This is a genomic window from Burkholderia sp. AU30280, assembly GCF_020420125.1.
Taxonomy (GTDB): Bacteria; Pseudomonadota; Gammaproteobacteria; order Burkholderiales; family Burkholderiaceae; genus Burkholderia.
Window position 1 is genome coordinate 103,475 of sequence record NZ_JAIZRY010000014.1, and the last position, 16,849, is coordinate 120,323.

A 16,849-nucleotide genomic window follows, 5' to 3' on the forward strand; every position below is an offset into this window, starting at 1 on the left:
GCCATGAGCAAACGCGCCACCCCACCCGTCTGGGGCGCTTTCGCCGTCGATCCCGCAGCGGCGCTGCCGTTTCAGGAGCAGATCGCCCGTCACCTGCGCGAAGCGGTGCTGCGCGGCCACCTGCGTCCCGGCGCGCGCCTGCCGTCGACGCGATCGTTCGCGGCCGAACTGGGCGTGTCGAGGCAGACCGTCGTGCTGGCATACGACAGGCTCATCGCGGAGGGCTATGCGCGCGGGCAGCGCGGCTCCGGCATCTACGTGCCCGACGTGTTGCCGGAGGACCTGGCGCCGCCCGCCGCCACGGCGCCGCTGTCCGTTACCGCGGCGCGCGGCGATGCATACCCGGCGCTGTCCGAGCGGGGCCGCCGTCTGGCCGGACTGCCGGTCACGCCGGTGCCGCGCGGGCCGGGCCTGCTCGCGCCCGGCACCCCCGCGTTCGATGCGTTCCCGTACGACACGTGGACTCGACTGTCCGCCCGTTTCTGGCGCAGCCGGCCGACCGCCGACCAGCTCGGCTACGCCGATCCGGCCGGATACCGCCCGTTGCGCGAGGCGATCGCCGAACATCTGGGCGTGACGCGCGGCCTGCCGTGCGATGCCGACGACGTCGTGATCACGTCCGGCTCGCAGCACGCGATCGAGCTAGCCGCGCGCCTGCTGATCGACGCAGGCGATACGGTGTGGATCGAAAACCCGGGCTTCGTCGCGGGACACAGCGCGGTCGAAAGCGCGGGCGCACGTGTGGTGCCGGTGCCGGTCGACGCGGAGGGCCTCGACGTCGAGGCCGGTACACGGCTGGCCGCGGACGCGCGCCTCGCGGTGGTTACGCCGTCGCATCAGTACCCGCTCGGCGTGACGATGAGCCTGCGGCGCCGGCTCGCACTGCTGGACTGGGCCGAGCGTACGAACGCCTGGATCATCGAGGACGATTGCGACGGCGACTACCGCTACGCCGGCCGGCCGCTGCACCCGCTGCGCGCGCTCGGCCGGCAATCGGCTGCGAATCGCGTGATCTACGTCGGCACGTTCGCGAAGGTCCTCGCGCCCGGGTTGAGGATCGGCTTCCTGATCGCGCCGCCCGGGCTCGCCGGGGCTTTTGCGCACGCCCGCGCACTGGTTGACCGGCAATCGCCGACGCCGCTGCAGGTCACGCTCGCGGAATTCATCGGCGAAGGGCATTTCGCGACGCACCTGCGCCGCATGCGGATGCTTTATGCGGAGCGTCGGGATGCGTTGCTGGCCGCGCTGGAATGCCACTGTGCGGACGTGCTCGATTGGGGAGGCGCGCCCGATGCCGGCCTGCATCTCGTCGCGGAGCTGCGTGGCGCGGCTGCACCGGACGCGGATCTCCCGGTATGGAAAGCCGCTACGGCGCTCGGGCTGCAGACGCCACCGCTGTCTCCGCATTACCGCGGCGGCGGCAAGGCCGGGCTCGTGATCGGCTTTGGCGCGACGCTGCCGGGCAACATGCCGGACGCAGTGCTGCGGCTGCGGCGCGCCATCGTGGCCTGACGGCGCGACCATTCGCTCGATGGCCCTGCGTGCGGTCGACGAAGCCGGCACTCCTTGGGTCGAGGTGTTTGTCAGCGGCAGCGTGAATGCGCTCACTGCCGCAGTCTCGGTGGGGCTTGCCGGCGCGATGCTGCCACGTGCCGTTGCGCCGGCCGGTTCGGTCGAAGTCGGGGCGCAATACGTTCTGCCGTCCTTGCGCGGCACCGACTTCGTTTTGCACAGTGGCCGCGCTATCGATGAACGCGCGAATCTCGGGCCGCCGCAACTCACATCAATTCATCGTTGACTTCCAGTTCCTGATGTTTTGCGTGAGTGCAATGATTGGCTTCACGCCACCCTTCGCTGCTGACGCTACCTAATACCCGCGATTTCCATTGGCATTCGCTCCATTCGAGATCCGCTTTGGAGTCGAGTACCACGCCACCACCGACTCCATATACGCCGGAGCCGTTTTTTCCCAGCGCGAGTGTCCGAATTGCAACGTTTAGCGAAAAATCCCCATTGGGAGCCATCCAGCCGATACTGCCGCAATAGAGACCTCGGTCTTCCATCTCGAGTTGCCGGATGTGGCGTATCGCTGCGATCTTCGGCGCGCCGACCACGGAGCCGCAAGGGAAAAGGGCTCGCAGTATCTCGAAGAAGGAAGCCGGCCCGATATCCGCCTTGATCGTAGAAGTCAGGGTCCATATCGACGGATAGCGTTCAAGATCGAACAACTTCTCGACCTTGACGGAGCCGAAGCGGGCGATTTTCCCCATATCGCTACGCAACAGATCGACGATCATCGCATTTTCGGCTCGGTCTTTTATGCTGGCCTGTAGCGCGCGAGCGGAAATCAGATCCTCTGCCGGATGCCGATGCCGAGGAGCCGTGCCTTTCATCGGCCGGCTGGTCAGGATGCTTCCTGAGCGCGACAAAAACAGCTCAGGCGAGAAAGACAGCACTAGCGATTCGCCGTCATCGATATAGGCCGCATGCGATACCGGGTGAAGATTTATTATTTCCCTGTATATGGATTCAGGATTCCCTTCGATTTCGACGTCTATTGGGAAAGTAAGATTTATCTGGTAAACATCGCCACTTTCAAGCAAGCGCTTGATTTTTGATACTTTTTCTCTGTATTCGTTGAAGCTGATTCTCGGCGACGCGCTGATAATGCGGCCGGATTGCGGGTGAAGTGGGGGTTCCCATGCCGCTTCATGCACAGCACGCTCAAAGACGAGTGCAGTCATGCGAGGGGCGCCGCTATTCTTCGAGGGGGCGCGTTTGTCCATGAGTGCCGGCTCGAGCCATTCGCCCAGGGAGTAGCTCAGCTTGAGGGCAATCCAATACCCTTCCTTCTGTGCGTGTTCGATATCGGCCATTGCCGACGGCAGTTCGTCGGCCACCTTGACTTCAATTTTTCTGATCAATCCATGCAGGGCAAGCGCCTTCTTTTGGATTGCGTTTTCAAATCGGCAGATGGTCATTGGACGTCTCGCGCGATAGGTGCGTCGGCCCCTAGAGGGCGCGTTGGGGTAAAGATGATCAATCTGACCGACTCAGATCGAGGCATGACTGTGGGCTCTCAGGAAAGGTGTCTTTGGCACCCTATTGAAATCAATAACTCGGACATCTTTTCCGAGATGCCTCGATGTCGCTCGTCTCAGAAATGACGTCCTTGGGTGCGGGAATTCGCAGAAAAGTGGTCTTTGGAAAATCTCTCGCATAGTCGCGCCGCCTCGCGGCTGATGACTGTCATCGGCCGTCAAAAGACGTCCACACCGTGAGATCCAGTGACCGAAGCTCGGCGTAGGTGGCCCTGCCGTCGCGCGCGGTCCTCCCGCCTGATCTGCCACGGCCTCGGAATTCCGCTCACGTCCTTGTCGATCGTTTCCCGGAATCTGACTATCGGTTCTTCACCCGCTAACTGCATGTCCATGGTTTCCCCCACCGACGGAATACGTTCAGGAAATGCGATTGTCGCCTAGATCGTCGCGGCGAATTGCGGCACGTCTGATCCGGCCACGCCATTCGATGCCAATCACTGGAGGAACTCCGAGTTGGCTTCGGCCGGCCGTGCCCACACGAGAACGTCTTGGTACGCACCGGAGATCGCTCTGTTTGTTCGCTACGTCGCGACCGCAAGGCGGTGCCGCTGCCAGGAAACACCGCCACGGATTATGTCGACAAACCAGGCAACCCACAAAAAAAGTGTAGATAAACTACATTGCACACGTCCAGCCTCACCCCAACACCTCCAAGGAAGATTTACATAATCCCCGGAAATTCCCCCAATATTCCGTCCTTGACCAGCCACGCCATCAGCGGTTAATGTTGAAAAACTACATGATTTAGCCGGCCATTCTGTTACGGGCACTGGCTAGCTTTTTCGTGGCTTCGCTTCCGTTGAGAGCAGGACAATAATTTCTTACACAAAAGAAAGGAATGCGAATATGTTCGTCAGGAACCTGAGAGACGTCGAAAAGGATGGGCTGCTTGTCGAATGGGGCTCCGGCACAAGCCATCGCTTGTTGACGGAAAAGGACGGCATGGGCTACGGCGTGTGCCATACGGTGGTGCGTGCGGGTACGGAATCGCTCCTGCAATACCGCAACCATCTCGAAGCCTGCTATTGCATTGCGGGCGAAGGCGAGGTCGAGGACATGAACGGTAACGTCTTTCCGATCCGCCCGGGCACCATCTACGTGCTCGATCGGCACGACCAGCATTACCTGCGCGGCGGCAAAGACGGGGATCTGGTGCTTGTCAGCGTCTTCAATCCCCCACTCAAGGGACACGAACGGCATAACCTGGAGTCTGCGGAAGCGTCCGCTTACTGAAGCTCGATACGCTCATTCCGGGAAGTCCCGGGGTACCAGACCTCCCGGCAACGTCCGCAGGAGCGCGCATGCATCGCGCTCCGCGCAAAAGAAAGGTGACCGTTCGTGCGCGCCCAGCATCAAGCCTTTTTCCATTCGCTTTTCCTTGCCCGCCTCGCCGACCAGATTCTGTTGTTTCTCGTGCCGCTGGTCATCTTTCAGATGACAGGACGCGTGTCCTGGTCGGGCATCGCGTTTTCGCTCGAAACACTGCCGAGATACCTGTGCTTCCCGTTTCTAGGCGCGCTTTGCGACCGGTATTCGCCCACGAAACTGATGCGAGTCAGTCAGGTTCTCCGCGCGGCAGTATGCGTCGCGGGCGTCGTCGCCTATGATCTCGTCGGCGGCATCGGATGGCTGATCGCGCTGTCCGCGTTGTGCGGCATGCTGACGAGTCAGGGCATCATTGCGCGCGAGGTGATGCTGCCGCAGATATTCAGCAGCCATCGCTTCGAAAAAGTGTTGTCGTATTCGCAATTGGCCGACCAGCTTGGTCTGGTGCTCGGCCCCATGCTCGCGGCGATCCTGCTGTCGTGGTGGCGCTGGGAATTCGTCGTGGTGGCCGCGGCCGCGCTGTTTGTTACAGCCGACGTCGCGCTCGCCTATTGGCAAAAGTCCAGCGCGTTCGAATTCGTGATGCCGGAAAGCACGCACGGCACCTGGTTCACGCCGATCAAGACGGCCTTGTCTCACGTCATCCGTCTCCCCGGCGTCAAGTCCGTCGTCATGTTGGCTGCCGCGGAGAACCTCGTGATCGGCGTCACGCTCGCGACATCCGCCGCGATGGTCACCGGCTTTCATCACGAAAGCGGACGCTATTACGCAGGACTGCAAACGGCAGGCGCGTGCGTGACGATCGCGATTCTGCTGATGACGGCGAGGTTGCATATCCCGAGGCGCGTCCTCGGCCTCGTCGGCTTCGGTTCGATCTGTATCGGCGGCGTTATCGCGGCAGCCAGCCCGGGCATTGCAGGGTACGTTTTCGGCTTCCTCCTGATCGTCGGATTCGACAAGATGTTCAACGTGTACATCCGGAGCACGCGGCAGAAGCTCATCCCCGCGCGCGACTACGGCAAGACGACGGGAGTCATCATCCTCCTCAACAACATGACACAGCCGCTCGCGGGCGTCGCGGTAGGCGCGTTCTCGACGCGTTTCGGGCCAGACACGGTCATCATGGTGCTATCCGTGTGCATGGGTTGCCTCGGGTTGCTGGTCTCGCTCGCGCCCCGCATTCGAAAAGGCCACAGCCCCTCGTCGGCCTCGGTGTCCTCACACGAAGGCTGATGCCATGATCGAACGATTCCCGCAATACTTCGAGCGCAGCGCGAGCAGCCGGCGAGACAAAGTCGCGCTGGTGGTCGACGGACGTTCGGCAACCTACGGCGAATTGCTGGACGTGATGTTGACGATAGCCGATACGCTTCACCGTCTCGGCATTCCCGCCGGCGCGCGCGTCGCGCTCTATTCGGAGATGTCCGTGCATGCGGTGGCGGCTGCATTCGGCATCCTGAAGGCCGGATGCGTACTGGCATGCATCAGGCACACGATCGACACCGCCGAACTGGAGCAGCAGATCGCGGATTGCGGCGCCAGCGCGCTCGTGGCATCGCGATCGACCTCGCCCCGCATCGCGTCCCGTCATCGCGCGGTCACGATCGACGCGACCCGCGGCGACCTGTCGGAACATGTCGCCTGCTTCGCGGTCGACGGCGCATCCGAAGCGGGCAATCCCTCCATGGATGACGCAGCAACGATCTTCTACACATCCGGCTCGACCGGCGATTCGAAGGGCGTGCTCGTCACGCACCGGAACATGATTGCCGCATTCCGCTCGGTCTCCGGCTATCTCGCCAATAGCGAACGCGACATCGTGCTCAGTTTCTCCCCGGGCTTGAGCTCGGACTACGGCTTTTACAACACGGTCATGCCGCTGCTGTTCGGGGGCCGTGCCGTGGTCGAGACGGCGTTGCCAGCTTCAGCCGCCGCCATCGTCGACATCATCGAGCAACACGGCGTAACCGGCCTGCATGTCTTTCCGCCGGCGCTTTTCCGTCTGTGCGAATCGGGCGACCTGCCTGCGTCGAGACTGCAATCGCTGCGGTATGTCTCGACCAGCGGACAGGCGTTGCCCGGCAAGTACATTCGCCTGCTCAGGCATGCGCTGCCGGCTGTCCTGATCTACTGCAACTACGGCTCGACCGAGTGCAAACGCATCGCCTACCTGCCGCCCGCCGAACTCGATCGACGTATCGGCTCGGTCGGCAAAGCCATTCCGGGCATCAGAACCTACCTCGTCGGCAACGACAATGCGCTCGTGGTCCAGCCCTGGCAGGTCGGTGAACTGGCGGTAGCCGGCGATCTGCTGATGGAGAAATACTGGGGGCGCGAAATAGATACCGCCCGCGTCATTCGCAAAGGATGTTTCGGTGAATCGCGCGTGTTCATGACCGGCGATCTGTTCGCGATGGACGAGGACGGATTCCTGTTCTTTCAGTGCAGGAAGGGCGACCTGTTCACTCGAGACGGCGTGCCCGTGAATCCGCGCGCCGTCGAGCGGGTATTGCTCGACCACGAATCCGTTGCGGAAGCGCTCGTCGTACCGGTTTCTCGGTCAGACGGCGCACGCGTCCCCAAAGCCTATGTCGTTCCGGCTGCGATATCTGCGGCCAACGCAATCGAGCTGCTCGATCATTGTCGCCGCCATCTGGACTCCGCCGCGGTTCCGGCAAGCATCGACTTCCTGCGAGCGCTGCCAAGAACGTTCGGCGGCAAGGTGTCCGCCCAAGGCTTGAACTGATACTCCGTGCGAAGAGGCCAACCATGACATCAAGCGGAATCGAGGACGGCGCGGAGCAATACCTGGAAAGCGCGCCGATGATCCGGATGGCAAGTTATTTTCACAGCCTTGCGACGGGCGAGACGCAGGTGCCGAAGCAATCGGTCGCGAGCCGCATCCGCCATTTGCTGCGCGATCCGGACGTGCTTGCGTATCACGACCTGATGGTCGCCGAAGCCGGGCCGCTGTTCACGCATTTTCTTGCCAGCGTGCCAGCCATACTGGAGGAAATGTCGCGCGTCGGCGTCGCGCTCACGCGGTATTCCGAACGTCGCAGGCAGCACGCGGATCAGCACTTCGAGTTTTACGAAGTCGATGCCTTCGACGGCACCAACGGCAGAACGCTGGCAAAACGATCGAACGGCCTGATCCGCACTTTCACGAACTCGCCCAACCCGGCCAATGAAACGGCGTTCAACCAGTTCGCCAATCACGAATTCTCGACGTTCCACCCGCAGGCATTCGCCCACGTCACCCCTCGGCTGTTCCGGGAGCATGCGCGCCTCGACCGCTTCTCCGGCACGTTCGACTACATCTACGAGACCGCCGCATTTCAGTTCTATGGCGTGGATCGCGCGGACCAGATCCGTCATGTCGCGCGTCTGCTCAAGCCGAACGGATTGATCTTTTTCCTCGAGAAGCTCAACTGCGATTCGCTCGACGAGTACGACAAGCGCGAGAGCGTCAAGGACGAACTGCACAAGCGCCATTACTTCAGCCGCGAGGAAATCGACTGGAAGCGCAACCAGATGCTTTCGCAGATGCAAAACGGACAGGTGACGTTCGATACGCTCGTCGCGTCGATCCACGAGCGGTTCGAACATGTCTATCTGCTCTGGAATGGGACGAATTTTCACGAGTTCGTCGCCTCCAACGACGCACGATCGATCGAGGAATTCGTCTCGCTGCTCGGCGAACCCTGCATCGAGCCCGTGTTCTGCTTCGATCACCCCGTACCGCGCAGAGTGGCCGGGCCGCGAGGAGACGCGACGTGATGCAGCTGCATGATGACCTCCTGTCAATGGATACGATCCGGTCATGCGTGGACGGGCTCGAACTCGAGCGCACGCAGATCGGCCGACGCATCGAACAACTGCTCCCGCGCTGGCAGGCTCGCGCACAGGCGGCCGATCAGTTCGCGCGCCTGTCGCCCGAGACAATGGCCGAACTGCACGACGCCGGGCTCCTCCACCTGCTGACACCGCGCCGCTACGGCGGATTGCAACAGGACTTCCCGACACTTGTCGAGGCTGCGCGGCTCGCAGCCACCGCGTGCGCGTCCACGGCCTGGATGTTAAGTGTCGTCGGCGGACATGTGACGACTGCGGCGCGCCTGCCCGCCGCCTGTCAGGACATCATCTTCGCGAACGGGCCGCGACAGCTGTTCGCGACGGCCACGGTTCAGAACGGCACGTTCGCCAGGGACGGCAGCGGATTCCGGTTGAACGGCATCTGGCGCTACAGCTCGGGCATCGATCACGCCACCTGGGTGATCGTCTCGGCACGACTCAGCGGGACGGACGCACCGGAGGCCCAGGAGATCTTCAAGGTCGTGGTTCGACGCGAAGACGTCCGTGTGCTCGACACGTGGCACGTGTCCGGCATGCGCGCGACAGGTTCCAGGGATATTGCATTCGACAATCTGTACGTATCGGACGAGTGGATCTTCGCTCGTTCGAACTATTTTGGCCCGCATCCCGCCGGCGCCGACCTGCATCCCGACGCGTATCTGTACGACGTGCCGCTCATCCCGTACAGCACGACGTGGATCATCGGCCCGATTCTAGGCTGCGCACAGGGCGCGTACCGGCACTGCATCAATACGCTCCGAAGCCGCGGTAGAAGCTGCGACGCGATGCTTTGCGGGCACATCGCGAAAAGCGACGCGGAGCTCACCTGCGCGGGCCGTCTCTACGACGCGCTGGTCCGCACCTTGCACACGGCCGGCACCGCGCGGCGCGCGGTGTCGCCTGCCGAGACGGTCCGCATCAGGCGTGATCGCGCATTCATCGCGCAGCTTTGCGTCGACGCGATCCGGCGACTCATCGGCAGCATGGGCACCGCCGCGGCATTCGACGCCCATCCTGCACAACGTCACTGGCGCGACCTGCAGGTCATGGCATCGCACATCGACGTCGGCTGGGACGCGGCGGCTGTTGCGTATGGCGGCCACGCGATCGCGCATTCGACGGGCACCTCCCGTGATTCCCCGCCGGGGTATCAATGAATACCACGGCGCCGGACGACGAAACGGAGACGATCGACATGAACCGGGACGCGATATTCCGCGGAATTGCCGATGAACTGGGACTCGCCGTAGACGACGACTTGGGTGCGGCAGGGCGGTACGCTCCGCTCATGCGCTGTGACAACCAGATCTTCGTCAGCGGACAACTTCCGAAGCTTAACGGCGAAATCGCCATTCGCGGTTTGATCGGATCGGAAGTGTCGGTGGACAATGGTCGGCGCGGCGCGATGATCTGTGCCGCACGCTGCATCGCGCTATTACAACGGTCACTCGGCACCCTCGATCGGGTCCGGGCAGTTCCGCGCATCGGCGTCTACATGCAAAGCGACCCCGCATTCGAAGAACACAGTGCCGTCGCCGATGGCGCGTCGGAGGTGGTGTATTCCGTGTTCGGCGAAGCGGGCGTACACACCAGAACGTCACTCAGCGCATTCCGGCTGCCTCGATACGCTGCGGTCGAAGTGGATCTGGTTGCATTCGTCTGGCAGGATTCCGTTGAAGGCCGCCTCACGGCGAGGGGTAGGGCGCAGACGTAAAATTCCAAAAATTGCGCGGGTTAAAGCGGATTATTCCGAGGCGTTTTCATCATCAATTCAAAGACAACTTATTGAGACTGCGGACATCTTTTCTGAGAACCAACAACAAATGTGGGCTCTCAGAAAAGGTGTCTTTGGCCTCCTAGACAGATCAAGGACTTGGACATCTTTTTTGAGAAATCTACATGCCTCTCGTCTCAAAAAAGATGTCCGTGGCCCCGGCATTTCTCAGAAAAGTCGTCCTTGGGAATGTCACGGCCCTCACCTGCCCCCCTGCAAACGCCATGGAGATGGATTACCTCCCAGTTGTCAGGTCGATTGACAACATCTTGACAAACATCGACCACACACTATGATGATGTCATAGTAAATTTATGACATTGGTGATTTTCGATGAAAGATGACGTAGTGATCACTGCCGAGCATGTGAGGGCAGCGCGTAGCCTTCTCCATTGGTCGCAGCAAGATTTGGCTTTGAAAGCAAACGTCGGAGTATCGACAGTTGCTGATTTCGAACGCGGGCAGCGTATGCCTGTAGCCAACAACGTACTTGCGATTCGTCGCGCCCTGGAGTTGGCGGGCGTAACGTTTACCACCGGTGGCGTCGACTATGGCTTTCAGTGGACCTTCATTACGGAGGCCGGGATCAGTTCGATGCACATGGGTTTCGGGCCAGAAAGTGCCGCCACATTGCGCGAATTCATGGCGATCTTCGGCTCAGGTGAGGCAGCCGCGACTAATGCCGTGAAGCTGAACATGGTCCAATGCGCCACTAGCGAACTTAAAAGCAAGCTGTCGAGCTATGTCGATAGTTTTGGCAAATCGGCTCCGCATTTGTATCGTCTGCAGAAGCTTGTGAACGGACTACGCGATGCCGAATTCTTTCTGGTTGTACCTGTGCCCTTAGCTTCAACTTCTGAACAACACCAGCTTGAGCAACTGGTTTATCAGCTCAATCATCCCGACGAACGCTCGTTCGCCGCAGAGCACAAACGTTTATTCGGAGATCTGCTGGCAGCCTACGACATGGTTGCACCGCGAACCGATAAGCGCGTCGATATCGGGAATGCGCGCAAGAGCGATCGGACATGCCGATTCTGTGGCCGAACAAAGGCGACGGGTGCAACATTCTCTGACGAGGCGCACGCAATCCCGGCAGCACTGGGAAATCAATTTCTCAAGCTTTCAGACGAATGCGATACCTGCAATCACTTTTTTGGTGAAAAGATCGAGCCAACGTTGATCGAGCTTCTTAACGTACAGCGCGTATTTCTGGGAACAGAGTCGCGGGGCTCCAAGCCGACAATCAAGTTCGCTAATGGTCAGATCCTCAACGACGGTAAGCAGATGATCGTCATTTCCGAAAAAATATCCGAGGAAGCGTCTGGCGTGCTTACCGCTCAACTCGGCGAGGGTAAACGCATCGTGCCCGTCAATTTCTATAAGGCGCTTTGCAAGATCGCACTTTCAGTGATCCCCGAAGCGGAGCTACCAGCGTTGGAGAAAACTGCTCGCTGGTTGCGTTTCGGTGAACCGGGTGGCGTGCGTTTGCCGAAGGTTGCCGCCGCAATTGTTCCATTGCCGCCCGAGCCTTCGGCTCAGATCGTCCTTTACGTACGTCGCGAAGACACTTCAAAGCTGCCGCATGTAGTCTGCGAATTCCGCTTAGGCTGCTACATCTATGTCTACGCATTGCCTTTTTCTACGCGTGACGCATGGGATTTGATTGATTTTTTTGAAGACGACACGTTCAAGGAGACGTTCCGTCATTACGCTAGCGTACCTTCGTGGGTTCATCAGGACTACAGCAACGACAAGGAAATCACCGTAGTTCAGAACATCAAGATGGTGCCAAGAACTCGTGATTGACGGTGTGACCTAAGCCGGCACCCGAGATCTCTAAAGACCATGATTCCGCCACGGGTTTTGGCGGAACCAATACTCTGGCATCGGGGCCAATTAAACGCAGCGCTTCGTTGCTTGCGACATCGGGGGCACAAGATTGCGTGATAATCGCCGGCCACTCATCCAAAACCTACCATCACGCCTCGCGAAGCGCCTGTTCCTTGGCGTGGTACCGAAGAAGTCAGCAAAATGAAGAAAATCTCCGAGATCGCCAGAGATGCGGCAGCGTCCGTCCCGACACCCACACTGCCGCAGAAAATCCCACTACCGGAGTTTCCGGTCGGCACCGATCCTCTCGGTCCCGCCGACCAGTGGCGCTCGATTGTGTGGCACATCGACACGGCCGAAGCTGACGGCAAAGAGGCACTGTTCGCTCTCGCCATGGCGTTCGGTAAAACGATTCAATCAACCGCGCTACAAGATTTGCTTACAGATGTGAGGGATAAGCCGAGGCCTGCGTTGGACTTCGACACCCTTCTTTGGGAGACCCCCGCCCCAATCACCGAAAATGGTGACACCTTGGACAGTGTTAGATTGGGCAGTCGAACTCAAGTCACTGTTTCATTTCAAGAGGCGGTCCTCATAGCAAATCCATGGGTGCCGTTTCGCCTGACGCGGTCATTGGGCAATATCGGGCGACAAGAATGGCGCAAATCGTCAATGCGACCGCTACCATCAACCTAAAACGCCGGGATTGAAGTTTCGATCTACATTGGGCGAGCCATCCCCAAACGCTCGCGACACGCCACCTCAGTTCTGCCGCTTCATGGGGCCCGCGCCCTCGCGCAGCATCCTCCGCCCATTGGCTGCGTGGGCGAGCCGCTTGAGGCGCCCCAAGCGTTGCCCTGCGTCGCGAATGACCGGACAGAGACCCGCCGGCACGCTTAGCGACTGGCACCAAGAGCGCTAAAATAGATGGTTTTCGCGCCCCCTTTCGCGCGAACAAGACTCAGAACGGGGTTGCCGCCCATGAAGCTTTCGTCTTTCACAATCTCGAAGCTCGCGGACATCGTCTGCGGCAACCTCACCGGTTGGCCTTATCGCCGCGGCACGGATTTGGTCGACTTTTTCAATCAATACGGCTTTCGTGACGTCTACGAGCAAGGCTTTCCAAGTCGTGCGGTCTTCGCCAAGGATAAGCTTACCGAACTTTCCGGCAAGCCCGCGATCACCGATCTGCTCTGCGCGGTCGCGGACCCACGCAATTGGTTCGATCTGACCCAGGGCGAGGACACCCCGACTCACGATGAGTGTGTGGCCAAGCTCAATGAGCTGCTCGCCTTCGAAAAAGTGCAACTCGTCAGGGAAGGGCCCGGCTACAAAGTTCGGAGCCTCGACGGCACTCTGATCGAAGCCGAGTCGATTCCGGAGGATCTGCCCGCAGCGTCAGCCGCGTCGATCGATGATCAAATACGAAAATGCCGCGCGAAAATTGAGCTTGGCGATTTCGACGGCGCGATCACAAACGCGCGCGCTTTGATCGAGCACCTGTTGCTCGCGATCGAAGCCGAACTTTCGCCGGAGCCCTCGCCCGCGTTCGACGGAGATCTGGGCCGCTTGTTCAATCGCGTGCGCGCCCTGCTCAACCTTGACCCGAGCCGCAAGGACATTTCCGACGCGCTGCGGCAGGTGATCACCGGCCTCGCTTCAATCATTCAAGGGCTCGGGACGATGCGAAACAAGATGTCGGACAGCCATGGCACGACGTATAGGCCCGCGCGACATCACGCGAAGCTCGCAGTCAACTGCGCGATGACGCTCGCGGACTTTCTCTTCGAGACAAAGGCCTATCAACAAGCCAAGGGGTTCATTCCTGCAGCGACAGTGGCCACGACGGCGGCCGCAAAGTCGCCCGATGTGGCAGGCGCCGTAAGAACAAGCAACGCAGCCAGCGCCACGGCCAAACCCAAGAGCAAAGTGACGAGCGATCCGACATGAGCGCATCAGAGACGTATAAGAGCAACCTCGCAGCGTTGAACGAAAAGATCGCGCAGCGCGCCCAGGCCCTTGGCGGGCCGACAGCCGCGCCGCTCGACGCGGGTGACCTTCTGCGCAATTACACTTATCTGCCCGAGCTGACCAACCGCATCGAAGCGAACCTAGACGCCTTGCCCGAGGGCGCAACGCTCGATCGCTCGATGTTCTATGAAATGGTGCTCTGGAAGCTCTCGCGTTTCGTGTGGCTCGACGACGACGTGCTCGCGAGCTTGAGCGCGGCGCGCACGATCGCGCCGGGCGATCATCGAAAAGCGGAGACGCTCCTACGCGACTTGCTGCGAGCCAAAGGCGTCCGCCTGCCTATGGCATCGACTTTCCTGCGCTTCATGAATGCCGACACGTTTCAGATCATCGACGAGCGCGCGTTTCGCATGGTTTTGCCTGGTGAAGAGATTCCCACACCCACTGGCGAGACACGGACGAAGGGCTATCTCGATCGCTGTTGCAAACTCTATTTTCGATACCTTGACGCGCTACGCGAGATCAGCGGTGAAACGCTGCCTTTCTCGCAAACGGACCGGGTGCTCTATCAGCTCGACAAAGCGCTCGGGAATGCGCTCGGAAAGCGCAAGCCGAGCAATGATCAGGAAGAGTCGCAATTGGCCTGATCGGTCGAGCAGAGCTGAGCGCACGAGGCGCGCGATCGAGGGAGCGCTCGTCGCGCTCCAGCGCCGCGCGGCAATACCAATCAAACACACGGGGATTGCTTATGTCTTTGCTCTCTCATCTTCTCGCGGGGTCAGGAAGGAGGAGGTCTATGCGACCAGCGCGCTGACTTACCTGCTTGGTCGCGAGGCGCATACGGTCTACTTACCGCAGGAACGCTCGCGACGCCGCTTCGCGGGTGGCGAAGGATTCGCTGCCGCGCTGGCGCAGCAGGTTGAGCTTGGCGAGGTCGTGCTCCAGCAGGTCGGTGGCCATCTCTGGACGCTCGAACACGTCGCTGATGCGGATCGTGGGCACGTCCTTGAACAGCACCTCGCGCAGCTGGTCCATCGACTGTGTGTTGATTTCTAGGGTCTTCTGCAGCAGTTGCACGCTGAGCAGGTATTTCTTGGCGAGCCGCATCGTCCAGCTTCGCTTGGGCTCCGGGAATGGGCGGACGTTTCAGCGGCCAGCACCGTCGACACCGCTTGTGCTATAAATGTTCAGATAGTGTGCATTGAGTAATCTGCCATGAATCTTGATCTGGCCCGCGATTCAGCGCCACCCCTCGATTTCGACCAGTTCATGGCGTCTTTGAGAGACTCGGAGAGCGTCGCGCCGATCGTCTCGGCGCGACGCTTCGCGGCCGCCCTGCATATCGATATGCAAACACTCGCGCGGCTGGCCCATGTCCATCGCAATACAGTGAGCCGGCTGGCGGGCTCCGAAAGCGTGCAGAGGTTCCTTCGGGACGCGCTTCGGATCATCCGAGCGGCTACCGATATCTCCGGTGACGTTCAGAAGACGCTTTTCTGGTATCGCAATGAACCGTTGCCGACCTTTGATTACAAGACTGCTGAGCAACTCGTTTCAGAAGGGCGCACTCAAGACCTGCTGCGTTACGTCACATCGATCGAGACCGGTGCAGCCGGATAGGGGTCGGGTACACACGTTGCGGGTCTGCAAAATAGCAGCTACTCTCAAGTCCTAGCCGACCTATGTTCGGCGAAAGAAAACAGGGAGCGGGGCTTACCGGCTTGGACGTTGTTCCGCGGTATGTTCTCGCCCCACCTCTCCAAATGCCCGCTTGATGAGCGGGCATTTTCTTTTTCGCGCCCACTTAGTCGTATGTCCACTCGAAAATTGTGCCCTTCGGACCCGTGCGCGCACCACGAACGGCAGTTCGCGGACCTCTACATCGGGTGTAGCGCCCAATTGGAACTGCGTCGTGACCCATTGAATCCGCAGCCCGATCCGTATCGAGGTGCCTCGTGACCGCGACGCCAGCTTCGAGCCCGTGTTGATCCCCAAACACGAACGTCGCTGCACCGGCTTCGACGATAAGATCGTCGCCATGTACGCACGCGGCATGACGGTCCGGGAGATCCAGGGCTTCCTTCAAGAGCAGTACGGCACGGAAGTCTCGCCCGATTTCATCAGCTCGGTAATCGACGAAGCGATGGCCGAAGTGACCGCCTGGCAAGCCCGGCCGCTCGAACCCATGTATCCGGTCGTGTTCTTCGATGCGCTGCGGGTCAAGATCCACGAAGACGCCGCAGTGCGCAACAAGGCGGTCTATCTGGCGCTGGGCATGCTGCCGGACGGGATGCGCGACATTCTTGGGCTCTGGATCGAAGGCACCGAAGGCACCGAAGGCACCGAAGGCACCGAAGGCGCCAAAATTTTGGATGAAGGTCTTCAACGATCTGAAGACGCGAGGCGTCAACGATATCCCGATCGCCGTCACCGATGGTCTCAAGGGCATGCCCGAAGTGCTGACTGCCACGTTCCCGGCTACCACGCTGCAGACATGCATCGTCCATCTGATTCGGAACAGCCTGGATTACGCGAGCTGGAAAGATTGGAGGGCACTGGCCGCCGCGATTAAGCCGATCTACACCGCCGCAGGTGCAGAAGCTGCTCAGGCCGAGTTGGATGCGTTTGCCGAAGGCTTATGGGGCCAGAAATTCCCGACAGTCGGCGCTTCGTGGCGCAACGCCTGGGACCGTGTGATCCCGTTCTTTGCGTTTCCGCCAGCGGTGCGGAAGGTTATTTACACAACCAATGCCATCGAGAATATCAACTCGCAACTGCGCAAGATCATCAAGACCCGGGGCCACCACTTCCCGACCGACGAGGCCGCGACTAAACTCATCTGGCTGGCACTACACAATATCACCGCTGATTGGAGGCGCGCTGCCAAAGATTGGAAAGAAGTCTTGAATCAGTTCGCGATCCTTTATGCAGATCGTTTCGTTCGGCCATCCGTGTGAATCTCAACCTGCCTTGAACACGGAAATTCTGA

At 60.1% G+C, this 16,849-nt stretch carries 15 protein-coding genes and 1 pseudogene; 14 read left to right on the plus strand and 2 right to left on the minus strand.

From position 1 onward, the window contains the following. Nucleotides 1-3: 3 nt before the first annotated feature. Both LGN17_RS28175 and LGN17_RS28180 read left to right on the plus strand, forming a co-directional pair. Nucleotides 4-1,512, plus strand: a complete 1,509-nt coding sequence (locus LGN17_RS28175; RefSeq protein ID WP_226200195.1) for a PLP-dependent aminotransferase family protein — start codon at nucleotides 4-6, stop codon at nucleotides 1,510-1,512. Nucleotides 1,513-1,531: 19 nt separating this feature from the next. Beyond that, a complete protein-coding gene (locus LGN17_RS28180) occupies nucleotides 1,532-1,798 on the plus strand; it encodes a hypothetical protein (protein ID WP_226200197.1) in 267 nt (88 codons plus the stop codon). Here LGN17_RS28180 and pabB read toward each other — a convergent pair. Further along, on the minus strand, nucleotides 1,779-2,981 hold the full coding sequence (gene pabB, locus LGN17_RS28185) for an aminodeoxychorismate synthase component I (RefSeq protein ID WP_226200199.1): 1,203 nt from the start codon (nucleotides 2,979-2,981) through the stop codon (nucleotides 1,779-1,781). The genes LGN17_RS28180 and pabB overlap by 20 nt on opposite strands. A gap of 966 nt (nucleotides 2,982-3,947) precedes the next feature. Between pabB and LGN17_RS28190 the strand changes: the two genes are divergently transcribed. From LGN17_RS28190 to LGN17_RS28235, 10 genes are all read left to right on the plus strand, one after another. Continuing rightward, nucleotides 3,948-4,334 carry an ectoine synthase gene (locus LGN17_RS28190; RefSeq protein WP_011659963.1) on the plus strand — a complete coding sequence of 129 codons (387 nt, stop codon included), beginning with the start codon at nucleotides 3,948-3,950 and terminating at the stop codon, nucleotides 4,332-4,334. A 105-nt stretch (nucleotides 4,335-4,439) separates the two neighbouring features. Then, nucleotides 4,440-5,660: an MFS transporter gene (locus LGN17_RS28195; protein ID WP_226200201.1), complete on the plus strand. Its 1,221-nt coding sequence runs from the start codon at nucleotides 4,440-4,442 to the stop codon at nucleotides 5,658-5,660. 4 nt (nucleotides 5,661-5,664) lie between these two features. Beyond that, on the plus strand, nucleotides 5,665-7,173 hold the full coding sequence (locus LGN17_RS28200; RefSeq protein ID WP_226200202.1) for a class I adenylate-forming enzyme family protein: 1,509 nt from the start codon (nucleotides 5,665-5,667) through the stop codon (nucleotides 7,171-7,173). After that, nucleotides 7,068-8,207, plus strand: coding sequence for a class I SAM-dependent methyltransferase (locus tag LGN17_RS28205; RefSeq protein ID WP_226200204.1), 1,140 nt, complete (start codon nucleotides 7,068-7,070; stop codon nucleotides 8,205-8,207). Before LGN17_RS28200 ends, LGN17_RS28205 begins: the two co-directional genes overlap by 106 nt. Before the next feature lie 47 nt (nucleotides 8,208-8,254). Next, complete coding sequence (locus tag LGN17_RS28210; RefSeq protein WP_226200206.1) at nucleotides 8,255-9,439, plus strand: acyl-CoA dehydrogenase family protein; 1,185 nt, start codon at nucleotides 8,255-8,257, stop codon at nucleotides 9,437-9,439. Then, nucleotides 9,436-9,996, plus strand: a complete 561-nt coding sequence (locus LGN17_RS28215; RefSeq protein WP_226200208.1) for a RidA family protein — start codon at nucleotides 9,436-9,438, stop codon at nucleotides 9,994-9,996. Before LGN17_RS28210 ends, LGN17_RS28215 begins: the two co-directional genes overlap by 4 nt. A 393-nt stretch (nucleotides 9,997-10,389) precedes the next feature. Next, nucleotides 10,390-11,865, plus strand: coding sequence for an HNH endonuclease (locus LGN17_RS28220; protein WP_226200210.1), 1,476 nt, complete (start codon nucleotides 10,390-10,392; stop codon nucleotides 11,863-11,865). Nucleotides 11,866-12,090: 225 nt separating this feature from the next. Further along, nucleotides 12,091-12,585 (plus strand): hypothetical protein, encoded by a 495-nt coding sequence (locus LGN17_RS28225; RefSeq protein ID WP_226200212.1) that lies wholly within the window; start codon nucleotides 12,091-12,093, stop codon nucleotides 12,583-12,585. Between the two features lie 285 nt (nucleotides 12,586-12,870). Further along, on the plus strand, nucleotides 12,871-13,839 hold the full coding sequence (locus tag LGN17_RS28230) for an abortive infection family protein (RefSeq protein WP_226200213.1): 969 nt from the start codon (nucleotides 12,871-12,873) through the stop codon (nucleotides 13,837-13,839). Further along, nucleotides 13,836-14,507: a hypothetical protein gene (locus tag LGN17_RS28235; protein WP_226200215.1), complete on the plus strand. Its 672-nt coding sequence runs from the start codon at nucleotides 13,836-13,838 to the stop codon at nucleotides 14,505-14,507. Before LGN17_RS28230 ends, LGN17_RS28235 begins: the two co-directional genes overlap by 4 nt. A gap of 202 nt (nucleotides 14,508-14,709) precedes the next feature. Here LGN17_RS28235 and LGN17_RS28240 read toward each other — a convergent pair whose 3' ends face one another. Beyond that, nucleotides 14,710-14,967, minus strand: coding sequence for a hypothetical protein (locus LGN17_RS28240; RefSeq protein ID WP_226200217.1), 258 nt, complete (start codon nucleotides 14,965-14,967; stop codon nucleotides 14,710-14,712). Nucleotides 14,968-15,075: 108 nt separating this feature from the next. Here LGN17_RS28240 and LGN17_RS28245 point away from each other — a divergent pair, with 108 nt between their 5' ends. Both LGN17_RS28245 and LGN17_RS28250 read left to right on the plus strand, forming a co-directional pair. Continuing rightward, the gene (locus tag LGN17_RS28245; protein WP_226200218.1) at nucleotides 15,076-15,480 is read left to right on the plus strand and encodes a DUF2384 domain-containing protein; all 405 of its coding nucleotides are present in this window, start codon (nucleotides 15,076-15,078) and stop codon (nucleotides 15,478-15,480) included. A gap of 313 nt (nucleotides 15,481-15,793) precedes the next feature. Next, nucleotides 15,794-16,817 (plus strand): annotated as a pseudogene (locus LGN17_RS28250) (IS256 family transposase); the annotation flags it as partial. Between the last annotated feature and the right edge of the window lie 32 nt (nucleotides 16,818-16,849).

Excerpts from the sequence above, each read along its gene's own strand:
- LGN17_RS28175 (WP_226200195.1), top strand. The coding sequence starts at position 4 with ATGAGCAAACGCGCCACCCCACCCGTCTGGGGCGCTTTCGCCGTCGAT.
- LGN17_RS28245 (WP_226200218.1), top strand. The coding sequence starts at position 15,076 with ATGAATCTTGATCTGGCCCGCGATTCAGCGCCACCCCTCGATTTCGAC.
- LGN17_RS28200 (WP_226200202.1), top strand. The coding sequence starts at position 5,665 with ATGATCGAACGATTCCCGCAATACTTCGAGCGCAGCGCGAGCAGCCGG.
- pabB (WP_226200199.1), bottom strand. The coding sequence starts at position 2,981 with ATGACCATCTGCCGATTTGAAAACGCAATCCAAAAGAAGGCGCTTGCC.
- LGN17_RS28240 (WP_226200217.1), bottom strand. The coding sequence starts at position 14,967 with ATGCGGCTCGCCAAGAAATACCTGCTCAGCGTGCAACTGCTGCAGAAG.
- LGN17_RS28230 (WP_226200213.1), top strand. The coding sequence starts at position 12,871 with ATGAAGCTTTCGTCTTTCACAATCTCGAAGCTCGCGGACATCGTCTGC.
- LGN17_RS28180 (WP_226200197.1), top strand. The coding sequence starts at position 1,532 with ATGGCCCTGCGTGCGGTCGACGAAGCCGGCACTCCTTGGGTCGAGGTG.
- LGN17_RS28215 (WP_226200208.1), top strand. The coding sequence starts at position 9,436 with ATGAATACCACGGCGCCGGACGACGAAACGGAGACGATCGACATGAAC.
- LGN17_RS28220 (WP_226200210.1), top strand. The coding sequence starts at position 10,390 with ATGAAAGATGACGTAGTGATCACTGCCGAGCATGTGAGGGCAGCGCGT.
- LGN17_RS28235 (WP_226200215.1), top strand. The coding sequence starts at position 13,836 with ATGAGCGCATCAGAGACGTATAAGAGCAACCTCGCAGCGTTGAACGAA.
- LGN17_RS28190 (WP_011659963.1), top strand. The coding sequence starts at position 3,948 with ATGTTCGTCAGGAACCTGAGAGACGTCGAAAAGGATGGGCTGCTTGTC.
- LGN17_RS28225 (WP_226200212.1), top strand. The coding sequence starts at position 12,091 with ATGAAGAAAATCTCCGAGATCGCCAGAGATGCGGCAGCGTCCGTCCCG.